Annotated in this window: 11 protein-coding genes and 1 pseudogene; 2 read left to right on the top strand and 10 right to left on the bottom strand. The window is 64.4% G+C overall.

Annotated elements, in window-relative coordinates:
* Positions 1–66: 66 nt before the first annotated feature.
* From DH08_RS14505 to DH08_RS14525, 5 genes are all read right to left on the bottom strand, one after another.
* A complete protein-coding gene (locus DH08_RS14505; protein ID WP_192179947.1) occupies positions 67–576 on the bottom strand; it encodes a GNAT family N-acetyltransferase in 510 nt (169 codons plus the stop codon).
* The gene (locus tag DH08_RS14510; RefSeq protein WP_095204806.1) at positions 577–861 is read right to left on the bottom strand and encodes a type II toxin-antitoxin system TacA family antitoxin; all 285 of its coding nucleotides are present in this window, start codon (positions 859–861) and stop codon (positions 577–579) included.
* A gap of 179 nt (positions 862–1040) precedes the next feature.
* A complete protein-coding gene (locus DH08_RS14515) occupies positions 1041–1982 on the bottom strand; it encodes a DUF2493 domain-containing protein (RefSeq protein WP_192179948.1) in 942 nt (313 codons plus the stop codon).
* 244 nt (positions 1983–2226) lie between these two features.
* Positions 2227–3276 carry a DUF7146 domain-containing protein gene (locus DH08_RS14520; RefSeq protein ID WP_192179949.1) on the bottom strand — a complete coding sequence of 350 codons (1050 nt, stop codon included), beginning with the start codon at positions 3274–3276 and terminating at the stop codon, positions 2227–2229.
* 11 nt (positions 3277–3287) lie between these two features.
* Positions 3288–7820, bottom strand: coding sequence for a strawberry notch family protein (locus DH08_RS14525; RefSeq protein ID WP_192179950.1), 4533 nt, complete (start codon positions 7818–7820; stop codon positions 3288–3290).
* A gap of 259 nt (positions 7821–8079) precedes the next feature.
* On the opposite strand from DH08_RS14525, the gene DH08_RS14530 reads away from it, so the two are divergent.
* Entirely contained in the window at positions 8080–8391 is a 312-nt protein-coding gene (locus DH08_RS14530) for a hypothetical protein (RefSeq protein ID WP_192179951.1), read from the top strand.
* 147 nt (positions 8392–8538) lie between these two features.
* Here the strand turns inward: DH08_RS14530 and DH08_RS14535 are convergent, their stop codons facing one another.
* The 5 genes from DH08_RS14535 to DH08_RS14555 all read right to left on the bottom strand — a co-directional run bounded on the left by DH08_RS14535 (position 8539) and on the right by DH08_RS14555 (position 12901).
* Positions 8539–8961: a hypothetical protein gene (locus DH08_RS14535; protein ID WP_192179952.1), complete on the bottom strand. Its 423-nt coding sequence runs from the start codon at positions 8959–8961 to the stop codon at positions 8539–8541.
* Positions 8962–9009: 48 nt separating this feature from the next.
* Positions 9010–9642 carry a DUF1419 domain-containing protein gene (locus DH08_RS14540; protein ID WP_192179953.1) on the bottom strand — a complete coding sequence of 211 codons (633 nt, stop codon included), beginning with the start codon at positions 9640–9642 and terminating at the stop codon, positions 9010–9012.
* 86 nt (positions 9643–9728) lie between these two features.
* Positions 9729–10121, bottom strand: a complete 393-nt coding sequence (locus tag DH08_RS14545; protein ID WP_192179954.1) for a hypothetical protein — start codon at positions 10119–10121, stop codon at positions 9729–9731.
* Positions 10122–10205: 84 nt separating this feature from the next.
* Positions 10206–10682, bottom strand: coding sequence for a hypothetical protein (locus tag DH08_RS14550; protein WP_192179955.1), 477 nt, complete (start codon positions 10680–10682; stop codon positions 10206–10208).
* 74 nt (positions 10683–10756) lie between these two features.
* Positions 10757–12901, bottom strand: a complete 2145-nt coding sequence (locus DH08_RS14555) for a ParB/RepB/Spo0J family partition protein (RefSeq protein ID WP_192179956.1) — start codon at positions 12899–12901, stop codon at positions 10757–10759.
* Positions 12902–13385: 484 nt separating this feature from the next.
* Between DH08_RS14555 and DH08_RS14560 the strand changes: the two are divergent.
* Positions 13386–14680, top strand: a pseudogene (locus tag DH08_RS14560) (DUF2130 domain-containing protein).
* Positions 14681–14863 lie beyond the last annotated feature (183 nt).

Raw genomic sequence — 14863 nt, forward strand, 5'->3', positions numbered from 1 at the left:
GAGCCCGGCCGGCCGCAGGCCGGTGCGCCCGGACCCTGCCGCTGCCGGAGCGCTACGCGCGTGGAGCTAGTGGCCTTTGTCGGCCAGCCAGAGGCTCACGTCCTGGATCGAGCGCATGAGCACCGACGGATTGTCCCGCGCGGGAATGAAGCCCCAGCTCTGCCAGTAGCGCTCGGCCTCGGCGTCGATCGCCCGCACCACCACGGCGCGGCCGCCGACGATGTCGGCGCCGGCGACGCAGCGATGCAGCGCGTCCCTGACCAGGCCGCTGCCGATGCCTTGTCCGGCATAGCGATGATCGACGGCGAGTTGGCCAATCAGCAGGCACGGGATCGGATCGGGCGGGCGTCCGGTGCGGATGGCGCGCGGCGCGCTGTTTGGCTGGATCACGCCCGGCGCGAGGCCGTAATAGCCGACGACGGTTCCCTGGTCGTGAACGACCAGGACGCGGGTAAACCCGCGCGCCTGGTTCGTTCGCGCGAAGCCGGCCAGCCAAGCGTTGAGCGCCGGCTTGCCGCAATCGAAGCTGTCGAGGCGGTGCGCGTCGTCGAGGAGTTCGATGCCTGAAAGCGCCACCTAGCGGTCCCAGGGCGGGGACCGACGCAGCCGCTCGGCCGCCTTCGGCGGGGGCGCGGCGGCGGGCGCCGAGATCGCCTGCATGAAGGCGTCATAGGCTTCCGGGGAGACGCGGATGACGGTTTCGTTGAGGATGGCCGCCTGCGCCTCGTGGAGTGCCGCGCGCCGCACGAACTCGGTGCGCGACAGACCGAGCAGCTCCGCGCCGCGGTCGATGATCGTGAGATCATCGTCGCGAAACCGCATCGAGACGGGTGTTTCCTTTCTCGTGGCTGTGGTGGCCATGGCGCGCTCCTGTGCTGCGGACATATATACGCCGATGTAACGCGGAACGCAATACACTGCCTGGCGGAACGCTCCACCGCGTCGATACAACCTTTGGAAACGGGTGGCGCGCTTCGAGCGGGCCGAACCCGACCGCGCGCGGTCGGGTTCGATAGTGCGGTTGCGAGGAAACCGGCGCTTCACGCGCCGCCCTCCGCGAACCGCCAGACTGGGATGCCGAGCCGACGGGCCTTGTCGGCAAGGTTGTCGGTGATGCCGGAGCCGGGAAAGACGATCAGGCCGTAGGGCACCACCGAGAGAAGCTGGTCGTTGCGGCGGAACGGTGCGGCCTTGCCGTGGCGGTTCCAGTCCGGCTTGAACGCGATCTGGGTGACCTTGCGGTTCTCGGCCCAGCAGGCGGCTATGCGTTCGGCGCCGCGGGGGCTGCCGCCGTGGAGCAGGACCATGTCGGGATGCTTCTCGCGGGCCTTGTCGAGCGCGTCCCAGATCCGGTCGTGATCGTTGCAGTCGAGACCTCCGGCGAAGGCGATCTTTGTGCCGGCCGGGACGAGCACCTCTGTTTCGGCGCGGCGGCGGGCGGCGAGGAAGTCGCGGCTGTCGATCACCGCCGCGGTCATCGCCTGATGGGAGACCTTGGAGCCGGTGCGCGGCCGCCATGCCGATCCGGTTTGTGCCTCGTAGAGGTCGGCGGCCTCATCGCGCATGATTTCGAGGACATTGCGGCGCTCGATATAGGTGATGCCCTCGGCCGTGAGCCGTTCCAGCTCGACCGACTTTACTTCGGAGCCGTCCTGCTCCTGCTGGCTCGAACGCTGCGCCTCCTCATTGCGGTCGAGACTTCGGGCGACGCGCTCGGCGGCACGGTGGAAGACGTTTGCGAAGGACCAGAGCAGGTCATCGAGATCGGGTTCGAGCCTGGTGTCGCCGAGCATGCCGGCGAAGGTCTCGACGATCCCGGCCAGGCCGGCGCGGATCACCTCGTCGTCGGGAAGTGGCCGAGGATCAGGGTCGTCCTGATGCGGGCGATGGCCGTACATCTGCAGTTCGAGGATGACGCGATCCGTCGGCGAGGAGGCGTGGTAGGGCTCGTAGCCGTCTTCGAGAGGAAGCTCGTAGGTCATGGCGTGTCTCCGGCGGTTGTGGCCGCGCCTATCGCGGCCTGACAGCGCTCCCCGGCCGCGCCGCGGACGCGGCCGCACCGAAGGCCGGAGCGCGAGCGGAGGACGGCGCAGCCGTTGCGGCCGTGACCGGGGCGTGGCAGGGGTCGCCTCTCGGGCAGGCCGCGGGCGCGGCCTCTCAGGCGGACCGCCGCCACGCCTAAGAGTGTTCCGGTGACGCCCCCCGCCCGCCTGCCGCTCCGGCCGTTCATCCCGGCGGCAGGAAAAGACGGGCATCCTCGGGGACGAGCTGATCGCTGAGCCATGCCGCGAGATGGGCCGGGCCGAGATGACGCAGATCGTCGTTGAAGTCGCCGAGCTGCGGCCGCAAAACCAGGGCGAGGATCCCTGACTCGCCTGCGCGTTGGCTGAGACGCTCGATGCCGTGCCGGCCGGCGGCGTCGGCATCGGCCGCGATGTAGAGGCGACAGCAGCCAGGCGGCAAGATCAGGCCGGCGAGGTGATTGGCCGAGGTGGCGGCTGCCACAGGCAGTGCCGGCATCACCGTGCGCAGCGAGGCCATCGTCTCGAACCCCTCGCCGGCGGCCATGACCGGGACCGGGGCGCCGGGATCAAGGCCGAGCCAGATGCCGTTGCCAAGGAGATCTCCCAGTGAGCGGCGTGGATCAGTGAGTTGCGCCTTGCCCTGACCCGAAGGATCAAGCCAGGTGCGCTGCAGGCCGGTGATCTCGCCGTCGAGGTTGGTGACAGCGGCAATCAGCGCAGGCAGGGTCTGCGTCTCGCCGGTCACGAGATCCCTGTAGTAGCAGCCGGGATGGAAGCGCAGGGCGCGCTCACGCGAGGTCAGGAGAATGCCACGGCCGCTGAGATAGCGTTCGGCCAGCGTGCCGGCGATCGGCTGGGACATGGCGAACAGGCGACGCGCCGCCTCAGGCGAGCCGCGTGCCGCGGCAGGTTGGCGCTGCGTGCCCAGGGGCGGCGGCTGGGGCGGTGGCAGCGGCATGGCGAGGAAGCGGCGTGCTTCATCCGCGACCTCGCGGAAGTCGACCAGACCACAGCTCTGCTCGATGACGTCAAGCAGGTCGCCATATTCCCCCGACGACTCGTCGACCCATTTTCCAGCTGCCTTGCCGCCAACCGCCTTGAGCCGCACATGCATGGAACGGCCGCGCGTGTTGCGGACATCGCCGACCATCCAGTAATTGCCGGAGCGATGGCCGTTGGAGAGATATTCGCGGCACACCGCCTCGGCATGTTCGCCAAGGCGGCGTGCCAGCTCGGAGGCCGAGCCGGTCATGATCGCCTCCCTCAAGCCGCCGAGGAACGGTCGGTGACGCCAACCAGCGTATGGCGGTAGAGGAGCGCAGCGAGGATGGCGGCCCCTTGCGCGGATGTCGGGATGAACAGCCGGAGCTTCCAGGAGATGATCTCGGAGATCAGCCCCAGCGCCTTCAGTCGGGGAACAAAAGCGTCCGTGAAGCCGATCAGCTCGATACGGTAATCGTTCATGACCCGACTGCGGCGCAGGATCAAGCCGTCGGCAAGTTGCAACCCGATCCTGCCCTCGACCAAGCCGGTCCATGCATCGTCCGGTGCGAGCGCCGGTACATTATCGAGCCCCAGATTGCGGAACATGGTCGTGACAAGGGTCGGCGCAATGTGACGCCCGATGATGCGTTCGCCGGCATCGGTCTGGATCCGGTAGACCTGACAATCATGGTCCGGCAGCCGACACCAGATCGGCAGCAGCAGACCCGTCACGATGTGAAAGGTGCTGGTGGTGAACTCCGGAACGGCGGCGACTTCTGCCTGCCACAGGTCGCAGAACAGTTTTCGGTCGGCGGGCTGCCAGTGGGTTTCGGCAAGGGCGTCGAGGCCAAAGCGCAGCTCGTCGGTCGGCCGCAGTAGGCGCACGCGGTGCTCTATCGTGCCGTCGTCGAGCATCAGGCTCGCGGTCGGCAGTTGGATTGCCGCCCGGCTGGAACGCGTGTTCACCAACAGGACCGATTGCGGCTCCGACCGGATGATGGCCAGCGCGTCGATCAGACCGAGAGGACGAATGCGGTCCTTGCGCGCGACGGTGAGCACATGCGACTGCGCGCCCGAGACCGGATGCATGTAGACGGTGCGACGATCGGTGACGACGATGCTCTCCGCCGCAATCGTCTCCAGACCTTTGTCAAAGGAGCCGGCAGCGATCGCGCCCTCGACCTTCGCCGTCATCAGTTGCTCGAACACTTCGAACAGCAGGTTCTGGGTCTCGATGCGCAGCGCCAGCAGGCGGTTGAGCCAGGTCGTGATCGGCGGCAGCTCGTCGCGCAACCCGCCCTCGTCGGTCGTCAAAGACAGCCCGGTCACGGCCTCGAAGGTCGTGAGCGAACAACCTTCGATCCTGCCCTGATGCAGCAGCATGTAGAATTGGCGTAACGCTGCACGTGCATAGGGGCTTTCGAGATTGTCCTCGGCACGGAACAGCCCTGCCCCGCCGGTCTGGCGCTGGCCGCGCGTGATGGCGCCCAGCGTGTCGAGCCGTCGTGCGATCGTCGACAGGAAGCGCTTGCCGGCCTTCACATTGGCGGCCATCGGCCGGAATGAGGGCGGTTGCTTCTGATTTGTGCGGTGGGTCCGTCCGAGACCCTGAATGGCGTTGTCGGCGCGCCAGCCGGCTTCGAGCAGATAGTGCTTGCGTAGCCGCTGGTTCTTCACGCCGAGATCGGCGTGGTAGGAGCGGCCGGTGCCGCCGGCGTCCGAAAAGATCAGTACGCGCTTGTCGTCATCCATAAAACTCTGGGTCTCGGCGAGATTGGCCGAGACCGAGCGGTGCTCGACGGCCAGCCGGTCGATGCCGTCGCGGCCGGTCTTCTTCACGATGCGGCGCGAGCGGCCGGTCACCTCGGCGACGGTGTCGGTGCCAAAGTGGTGGAGGATCTGGTCGAGCGCGCTGCCGACCGACGGCAGCGATGCAAGTTTTTCGATCATCTCGTCGCGCCGGCGAACAGCCTCCCGGCACTGGACCGGATTGCCATCTTCGTCATGGACAGGCCGAGAATAGAGGTTGCCTTCGGCGTCCGAATATTCCTCGAACAACTGCGTGGGGAAGGAGTGCATCAAGTACCCGCCGACGTACTCGCGCGGCGTGACGTCGACATGCAGATCCGACCATTCCTCGGTCGGGATATCGGCAAGGCGTCGTTCCATCAGCGCTTCGCCGGTCGAGACGATCTGCACGACCGCCGAATGACCGTCGGCGAGATCCTGCTCGATCGCGCCGATCAGGGTCGGCGTCATCATCGAGGTGATGAGATGGCTGAAGAAGCGCTGCTTCGTGCTCTCGAAGGCTGAGCGTGCCGCCGACTTCGCGTTGCGGTTCAGCGTGCCGGCCTCGCTGGTGATGTTGGCCGCCTCGAGTGCGGCGGTCAGGTTGTTGTGGATGACCTGGAATGCATCGGCATAGGCATTGTAGATGCGGATCTGCTCCTCGGTCAGCGCGTGCTCGAGGAGGTCGTATTCGACGCCGTCATAGGAGAGCGAACGCGCCGTATAGAGACCGAGCGATTTGAGATCGCGGGCGAGCACTTCCATCGCCGCCACGCCTCCGTCCTCAATCGCGGCGACGAATTCGGCGCGGTTGGCGAATGGAAAATCCTCGCTGCCCCAGATGCCGAGACGCTGCGCATAGGCGAGGTTCTCGACCGCGGTCGCACCGGTAGCGGAGACGTAGACGACGCGCGCGTCAGGGAGGGCGTGCTGCAGCCGCAGGCCTGCCCTGCCCTGCTGCGACGGGGCGACGTCGCCGCGCTCGCTTTTGCCGCCGGCGGCATTGGCCATGGCGTGGGCCTCGTCGAAGACGATAACACCATCGAAAGACCTGTTGGTCCCTGAAGGGCCCTCGGCCCTTCCCGCGAGGTTCTCCCCAGTCGGGCCTTCGGAGCTTCCCGCGTCTTGTCCAACCCAGTCGAGGATCTGGGCGATCCGGGATTTCTTGCCCTCGCGTTCCTGCGAGCGGAGCGTCGCGTAGGTCGTGAACAGGATGCCTTCGGCAAGACGGATCGGCGTGCCCTGCCGATAGCGCGACAGTGGCTGGACGAGGAGCTTTTCCTGGCCAAGTGCTGCCCAATCGCGCTGGGCGTCTTCCAGCAATTTGTCGGACTTGGAAATCCAGATCGCGCGGCGCCGCCCCTGCAGCCAATTGTCGAGGATGATGCCGGCGACTTGCCGTCCCTTGCCGCATCCGGTTCCGTCACCCAAAAACCAACCACGACGGAAGCGGACGGCGTTCGCAGCACCTTCTGGCGCGGCCGAGACGACATCGCAGGTCTCGTCAACCGTCCAGGCGCCGGTGAGATGGCCGCAATGGGCCTCGCCGGCATAGATGACGCTTTCGAGCTGGGCGTCCGACAGCAGGCCCTCGTCGATGATCGCATCAGGAAGAAGCGGTCGATAGGAAGGTTTTGGCGGCGCGACGGCGGCCATTGCGGCCGACTGCACCAGCGGCGTCGGATGCGGCTTTGCGCGGGGAATGTCGATCGACTGGAGCGCGTAGGGTTCGTAGATCGTGTCGGTAAGCCGGCCGCCCTCCTCCGGCATCCAGTCGCGCAGCTCATAGGCGAGGGGGACAGCCGGCGTGCTGTTTGCCATGACCTGGCGAGCGGGCTTCACCCGCGCAATCGGACGGACCGATTGGATGGTCTTCGGACCAGCCGTTGAGACAGCGAGGGGGGCGAGAGCCGCACCCGATCGGGCACCCATGTGCATGGCGGCATTGCGCAGGATGCCGCTGGACAATGCACCGATCGAGTCCGGAAAGCCGCCCGGTGTCCGGGGCGGCAGCGCGGAGATCCAGGAGAGCAGCGTCCCGACATCCATAGCCTTGCCGGGCGACGGGACGAAGCCGGTCGGGTCGGTAGCAGGAACTTTGTCGATGATGGTCAAGCGGGTCTCGGCCGTTGTCCCATGGCGGGCGTAGACACGGCCGTCGATTGCTGCGGCGAAGATGATGGTGCCCTGCTCCCGCAGCCGTTCGAAGCCGGCCCGCCATTTAGGATTTTCGGGAGACAGCCCGGTGCCGGTGATGGCGACCAGGCGCCCGCCGGCGCGCAGGCGTGCGAATGCGGAAGAGAGATGCCGCCATGCCGCATCGGCGACATGGCCGTCGACATAAGCGCCGACGCTGAAGGGTGGATTCATCAGCACGACAGACGGCTTCATAGCCGCGTCGAGATGATCGTCGATATGGGCGGCGTCGTGCCGCGAGACGGGGGACCGTGGAAACAGCAGGCCGAGGAGATCGGCCCGCGTCGCGGCAAGCTCGTTTAGGGCGATCGAGGCGCGCGTCATCTCGGCATGGACGGCGAGCAGACCGGTGCCGGCGGAGGGTTCGAGAACGAGGTCGCAAGATGCGATCGCCGCGGCGTGCGCCGTGACGAAAGCCAGCGGCAAGGGCGTGGAGAGCTGCTGCATGGCCTGGCTCTCGTCGGAGCGCCGCGTGTGGGTGGGAAGAAGTTCCGCGATGCGCGTCATCATCGCCAGCATTGCCTGGGGCGTGCTCGACCGGGACAGGATCGCCGGACCGAACCGGCGCAGAAACAGAACCTGCGCGACTTCGAGCGCCTCATAGGCGTCCTTCCAGATCCAGGACCCTTGCGCATCGCTGCCGCCAAAACTTGTCGTCATGGCGGTGCGCAGTGCGGCGGTGGTGACAGGCTCGCCCTGCTCGAGAAAAGGCAGAAGCCGCATTGCCGCCTGATAAATCGCCTGGGCGTTGTTGACGGCGTCTTGTGCCGGCGCGGCGAGGGCAGCGGCCGTCCGGGCGACGATCGATGTCGTCGAAACGATGTTCATGGAGATGTCCTTCGCGAGAGGGAAGTGGCCCTCACGCCGGCACTCTCTCCGCGCCAGCCGGGCCGCACTTCTCCCGGCCCCGCTCTCCCTCTTGCGACGAGGAGCGAGACGTGCCGAAGGCTATTCAGGTAGGACAGCTGCAGACTACCCAGCGGCTGAAGGTCGCGGCTGTGTTGGGGTTGGTGGACCGCTGCTCGTGACCGAAGTAAATGACGACTGGATCCTGCAATAGGATCGATTCTCACTAGGGAATGCGTCTATGAATCGACCCACGCGACCTTTCGTCGTGGAAGTGAAGAGGAAGCGTGTCAGTCCTGCAAAACCGCGCGCAATCTGGGGCGATCTGGACCTTTCAGCCTTAACCGCCGGCGCATTGGCCGTTACCAAGTTGACCTCTGAGCCGGCTGGGAATGTTCGCGATCCCGATCGGGCCGTCGAGGTTGACTGCACGAGCAGTATCGGCTCCGCAATCGAGACCCCATCAGAAGACAGTGATGGGCATGCCATTGCCGACGCAAACCCTGCCGAAGCGCATCCCACTGATGCCGAGACGGAAGGGCGCTATCGATGAGCCTGCGAGGTCGCCTCGGAAACATGTAAGACATCGCGAAGAGCCAACATTGCCAGTGGGCAGCGTTGTGTAACGTCGGCTCCCAAAAGGCCTTCGTCGGTGAGCTGCTGAATGCTTCCGCGCGGAATCTTGGTCCGGTGGTGCTGCTCATGACCCTGGCGGTTCTGTCAGCTCATCGGGGTCGCAGCGTTCCTCGATGATCGCTTTTGCCTTCTCAACCGCGACAATTGCCCTCGGCAGCCAACGATCGAAGTCGACAGTCGACAGGCCCATCGGTTGGGCGGCATAGGCGAGCTGATCGAACAGCTCCTGGAAATGGTCGGCCTTGCGCTGGATCGTCTCTTGAAACTGCGATGGCACGGCCACGGACTCGGCACGGTAGGCGGCACCGGCACCGGACCATATGCCGGTGATGTATGCCTCGCCGGCCGTTTCGTAGTCGAATTTCTCAGCAGACCAGTCGTCATCCTCGATGGCCTGACGACAGGCGTCGGCAGGCGTCGCGGCATCGTAGGTACGGTGCCGATACGCGGGCAGATGGTAGGTGCTCTCGACAGTGAATTTGGACATTACCAATCTCCTGGTATTGGACGTGGCGACGACCTTTGCCGCATAGTCTTACGATGGGTCCACATCGTTGCCCCCTCGCCTCTTCGTGCGTCGTGCGCGGACCGCCGGCATGCGGCTGTCGATCTCTTCGTCGGTCAAATCCTCCAGCAGCTTAAGGGTGGTGCCCTGCCCGACGGTGTAAACAAGGATGGTTCGCTTGCCGTGATGCTCCGGCGGCCAGGCATCGGGATTGGCCTCGCCGGCGATGCCCTTGAAGTCGGCATGTGTGGCGGACCAGATCGCCTCGAGCTTTTCTTCACGCGTCACGCTGTCGCCGGCGCCTGTCTCGTAAGCAATGATCGCTGCACGCATAGCATCAGGACTGCGCTTGTCGGAAAGATCGCAGAAGCCGTGGAACCACCGTTCGCGGCCGCGGATCCTGATCGCGAAAAAGACGCTGGTTACGTAGCCAGCCTTGTATTCAGACATGCCGAACATGCCGGTTCGCTGGAACAGCGGCGGCAGGAGCGCGAGCATGAGTTGGTATTGCTCGGCGGCAATCTCGAAATACTCGCCGGCGTAGGAAGCGCCGGAAATTGGATTTATACCCGGGGTGTCTTTGTGCCGGTTGAAGAGCTGGAACATCTGCTCACGCGTTGCGACGCCGTCGAACACTTTTTGGAAAGGGGGATGGGTGGACATGGCTGCTCTCCGGAAATAGCCGGTCGCCCGCCACAGCAGCGCTGCAGCGGGTGACTGTCGGCGGGGGAAGGGATCGGTGGGCTGGTTTAGGCGGCGCGGCGATCCGCGGAGGGTGCGGCGCCACGACCGATGCCCGTAATGGCGCGGACCGCCGCGGCGAGCGCCAGGATGTCGTCGAGCATGCCGAGCGCGACGAAGTGGTTGGCCCCGCCGGTATAGTCCTTGCGGCCCTTGCAGGTGCGGATCAGAATACCGTGCCCCGACGACAGCCCGAACTGGCCGACCTGGATATAGGCGCGGTCATGATGCAGGGTGATTTCACCGGATACGGCGATGCCCGCCCTGTTCGAGCGCAGGTCAAAGCTACCCGACGGCAAGGCAAGTTCGGCGACAAGCTTTTTCAGCCGTGAGCGCGCCCTCGTATGAAAACGTCTCTTCTGCTGCTCGTCGTAAGAGCAGCTTCTGTTCCAGTCGAACATTTCGATCTCCATGAAACGGAACAGGCCCGCGATCGCTTGCGCGGTCGCCGGGCCTGTCGTCGGTTGGTTTATGCGGTGAGGACGTCAGGCGGCTGCCCGGCCCTCGATGACGTCCGCGTCGACCTCGTCGGCGGAGATCTCCTCCAGATAGGCCCGGCTATGCGGATTGTTGGCGAGCCAGCGTTCGGCCGCTTCCCGATCCCTGGCGAGATGCAGGAGTTCCGGGCTGTCAGCGATGTCCTGCAGCGCGCGGACCATGCCGATCGCGGGTCGCTCGATGATCTCGAAACACAAATCGCTTTCGACGGACCAGGTGCGCCGGACCGAGACAACGATAATGCCGCCCTCGCCGAAATCGCCTTCATGCAAGGTGAAGCAGGCTGGAGAGCTATAGGTCGCCCGCGACCGTGGCGGCTCCTTCTTGACGAGTCGGCCTGTGCCGTTGCGGCTCTCCCAGGCAGACAGCTTCTTTCTGAAGCGGGCCGGCGGTCTCGCAGTGCCGTCGGAATAGCGGATAACGCTTCCAAGGGAGGCGCAATCGTAAATTGTATGTGCGTACATGCGTTTTTTCTCCATGTCGGAAAACAAAAAGGGCCCGGCGGAGATGCCGGGCTCGATGGTCAGTGGGAGGCCGATTATTCAGCGGCCTGGAGATGATCGGTATCTTCGCCGACGGTGGTCCCCGGCTCATCGGACAATGGATCCGCATCGCCCGCGAGGAAGGCCGGTAGTTCGGCGGCATCCTCGTCGAGCGTCGCATCCGCCACATCGTCGGTGACGGTCTTGCCGGTATCGGCAGCCGCCTCTTCGCCATCAAGGCGCAGCGGCTCGGGCAGCCAGTTCGACCCTTCGAGAAGGCGAGCGGCCTCTCGTGCCATCAAGTCCTTCTTCATGTGGTCGATCAACTGCGCGGAGTCCCCGCCGCGTGCTTCGCGGACCGCCTGAACGATCCGGGCCTTGGTGACGCGGCCGAGATAGTTGTCGACGGTCGGCGTCCAGCCCGCCTCGACCATGTCGAAGCCGAGCGTGGCGGCCAGTGCGTCTGCATGGGCAAGCGCTCCGGGTCGCTTGTTCCAAGGCTCGACGACGGCGTTGAGCGAGAGCGACGCGCAGTGCGCGAACAGCGCCTTGCGGCTCGCTTCGTCGAGACCAAGCAGGAACTCCCACAGCTTGTCGCTGTCCGGCATATCCCTGTCCCAGGCTTCCTGACGCTCGGCGATCTCCTTCGCCCAGGGGGTCTCGGCGAGACCCTGGACCTGGCCAAAGCTGTTGCTCACCATGTTGATCTCGAGGCAGCTGTCCTTGGCGAACCGGTAGAACACCTGCAGCACGAGCGCATGGAGAACCGTGGCGAAGGCGATGTCGACGTCACTTGCGAGCGCGTTGCGCAGCGCAAGCGTCTTCTGCGCGGTGAGATCGAAGACGAGCCGTTCGGGTAGCGGCTTGATGTCTTCATCTTCGGGTTCTTCGGCCGTGTCGGATGCGCCGTTCACGGACTTAACAACGGTGCGATTGGCGCCGACATCGTCTGCCTGCGACGGGTCGCGATCCCCGCCCTCGGCTTCTTCATCGTCATCGCCCGTATCGACCCGCGATTCGTCCTCGGGACGAACGAAGCCGGCTTCGATCTGCAACTGGCCGTTTGCGCCGAGCGTGACGAACGCTCCGGCGATGGCCTTCTGCGCCGGATCGTAAACCTGGGGACTATCGCTGAACGCGTCGAGCTCGGCGCCGAGCTGATCGAGCTTGTCCTCGATCTCCTGATCGGCGTCCTCCATCTCGGCATACTTCGCATCGAGCGCATCATACTCGGCCTTCACCGCGTCGTAGCGAGCGATTTCCTCGGTGCTCAGCTCCGCCGGTTCGGCATAGACGCGCCGCATGCCGGAGGTGTGGCCGTACGGGAAGCTGATCGCCGCCTCGACCCACTTCCAGCCGTCGGCGCGGATGGCCTCGGCGTCGATCTTCAGCCGCTCGAAGACGAGTTGCTCAAGCAGGGCTGCATCCTGGAACCAGCCGCCGGAATCCTGCTCGAACAGGTCGCGCAGGATGACGCCGCCGGCCGCCTCATAGACCTCAGTGCCGACATAGACTGCCCGGCGATCGTCGGCACGCACCGTCGTCTCCGTCAGGAGGCGCCTGATGTAGTAGGGCTCCTGCATATGCTGGTTGTTATTGATGCGCTCCCAGACCTGCTCCTGGCGGGCATGGTCGTCCGAAATCGAGAACGCCATGATCTGCTCGAGCCGGATTTCATCCTTTTCATAGAGATCGAGCAGCCTGGGCGAGACCGAGGCGAGCCGCAGGCGCTGCTTCACCGTCGCTGACGAAACAAAGAAGCGCGCGGCGATTTCTTCGTGATCGAGCCCCTGGTCGCTCAGTTTCTTGAATGCCCGGAACTGGTCGAGAGGATGAAGATCCTCGCGGTGGAAGTTCTCGGCCAGAGAGTCCTCTTCGGCCGATGTCGCCGTGCTTCGATTGACGATGCACGGGATCGGCTCGTTCTTTGCCAGCCGCTTCTGTTTGATGAGAATGCCGAGCGCTAGATAGCGACGACCGCCGGCGGGCACCTCGAATATGCCGGTCTCCTCGCCGTCTTCGCCAAGGACGGGACGGACGTTCAGGCTTTGGAGCAGCATGCGCCGTCCGATGTCTTCGGCCAGTTGCTCGATGGAAACGCCGTCCTTTACCGTCCGAACATTCTTCTGCGACAACACGAGCTTGTCGTAAGGAATGTTTTCCGATGGGTTCATCACAATCTTCTGAATGGCCTTTGCCATGGTCAGGTTCTCCATGACGGGCGGCCCGGGGCCTCTCCCCGGACCTCCAAGCCCGTCAGGAAACCTCCCCTCCCCCCTTTGCCTCTGGTGGCGGCGCCAGCGCAGGCAACTGCGGCAATCGTGTCATGCGCGCTGTGAACAGCGCAGCGGATCTATAATTTCGGCTTTGCTGATTTCGGTACTTTCGAGGCTGCCCCAGTGCCTCCAACCTATCGCGTAATCCATGAGCTGGTGGATCAGCGCCTGCCGGCCGAGAGTGGCCAAGCGCCCTTCAGGTGTGCCGTCTGGCTCCGAATACAGCTGAGTTCCTCACCTCGGCCCGACGCGTGCTTCTTTCCAGCAATCTGCAAATAGTGAAGCGAACTTTCGCCGGTTCTTGCGCAGGGGATAATTCTCTATGTTCGCTCTTTGTTCTTTTCCAAAAGCAGTTCCTAAGCTATAGTCTGGCCCTCCTTCATCCAGATTCCTCAGCGAGTCACCGCGAATGACAGTCCAGCCGAGGATTCTCAACGAACCGACAATCAGCTGCCCAAGCTGCAAGGCGGAGATCAAGCTAAACGAATCGCTCGCGGCTCCCCTGATTGCCGCCACCCGTGAGGACTATGAGCGGCGTTTGGCGCAGAGCAACGCTTCCATCGCGGCCCGAGAGGAAGAGCTTCAACGCAAGCAAGTCGCAATTGATGCCGCCCAGTCGGACATCGACAACCAGGTCGCAGCAAAAATCAAGCTTGAGCGCGTGGCTATCGCGGCTGAGGAGGCCCGCAAGGCCAAGCTGCTGCTCTCGGTCGATCTTGAAGACCGGGACAGGAAGCTTGCCGAGATAGAGGCGACGCTCAAGGCGCGGGACGAGAAACTCGCCGAGGCTCAGCTGCAACAAGCGGAATTCCTGAAACAGCAACGTGCGCTCGATGATGAGAAGCGCGAGAAGGCGCTGACCATCGAAAGAAAGATCCAGGAAGGACTGGAGGCCGTTCGCACCAAGGCGAGGTCGGAAGCCGAAGACGGCCTCAAAATGAAGGTTGCGGAGAAAGAGGAACAGATCGCCGGTATGCAGCGTCAGATCGAGGAGCTGAAGCGCCGTGCGGCGCAGGGCTCTCAGCAGCTACAGGGCGAGGTTCTTGAGCTCGAGCTGGAATCCCTCATTGCCAGCCGCTTCCCGATCGACATCATCGAACCGGTCGCCAAGGGCGAGTTCGGCGGAGACGTCTTGCACCGCGTGGTCGGACCGGCCGGCCAGCCCTGCGGCGCCATTTTGTGGGAATCGAAACGCACCAAGAACTGGAGTCAGGGCTGGCTAGGTAAACTCAGAGGCGATCTACGAGCCGCGAGAGCGGATATCGCGCTGATGGTTTCGGAAGCGTTGCCTCCCGGCGTGGAAGCTTCGATCTTTTGGACGGAGTCTATGTCGCCCACCCCAAATGTGCGATCCCGATCGCCATCTTGCTCCGGCAATCCCTGATCGAGCTGGCCAACTCCCGCCTCGCCCAGGATGGCCAGGCTACGAAGATGGAGCAGGTCTATGGCTATCTGACAGGTCCACGCTTCCGCCACCGGGTCGAGGCGATCGTCGAAAAGTTCTCGGATATGCAGGAGGATCTCGCCAAGGAACGCAAGGCCACAACACGTCTGTGGGCCAAGCGCGAGGCGCAGATCCAAGGGGTAATCGAGTCGACCGTCGGCATGTACGGCGACTTGCAGGGCATCGCCGGAAAAGTGATGCAGGAGATCGAGGGGCTTGATGTGCCAGCAATTGCAGCCCCGCCGCCCGAAACCGAATAGGTGAACCGATCGGATTGATGTGAACGTGGGGTGGAGATTTTTCGGGTCGGGAATGCCGACGAAATGAACGACCGCGGACGGGCCGAAGGGCTGCTGTCCATCCTGACCCATCACGAGCGAGGCGTCGTCCTTGTGCTCGAGGACGACGCCCGGTTAAGCGGCAGATGCCGGCACAAGAGGTCG

Source organism: Mesorhizobium amorphae (genome assembly GCF_014843845.1).
Taxonomy (GTDB): domain Bacteria; phylum Pseudomonadota; class Alphaproteobacteria; order Rhizobiales; family Rhizobiaceae; genus Mesorhizobium; species Mesorhizobium amorphae_A.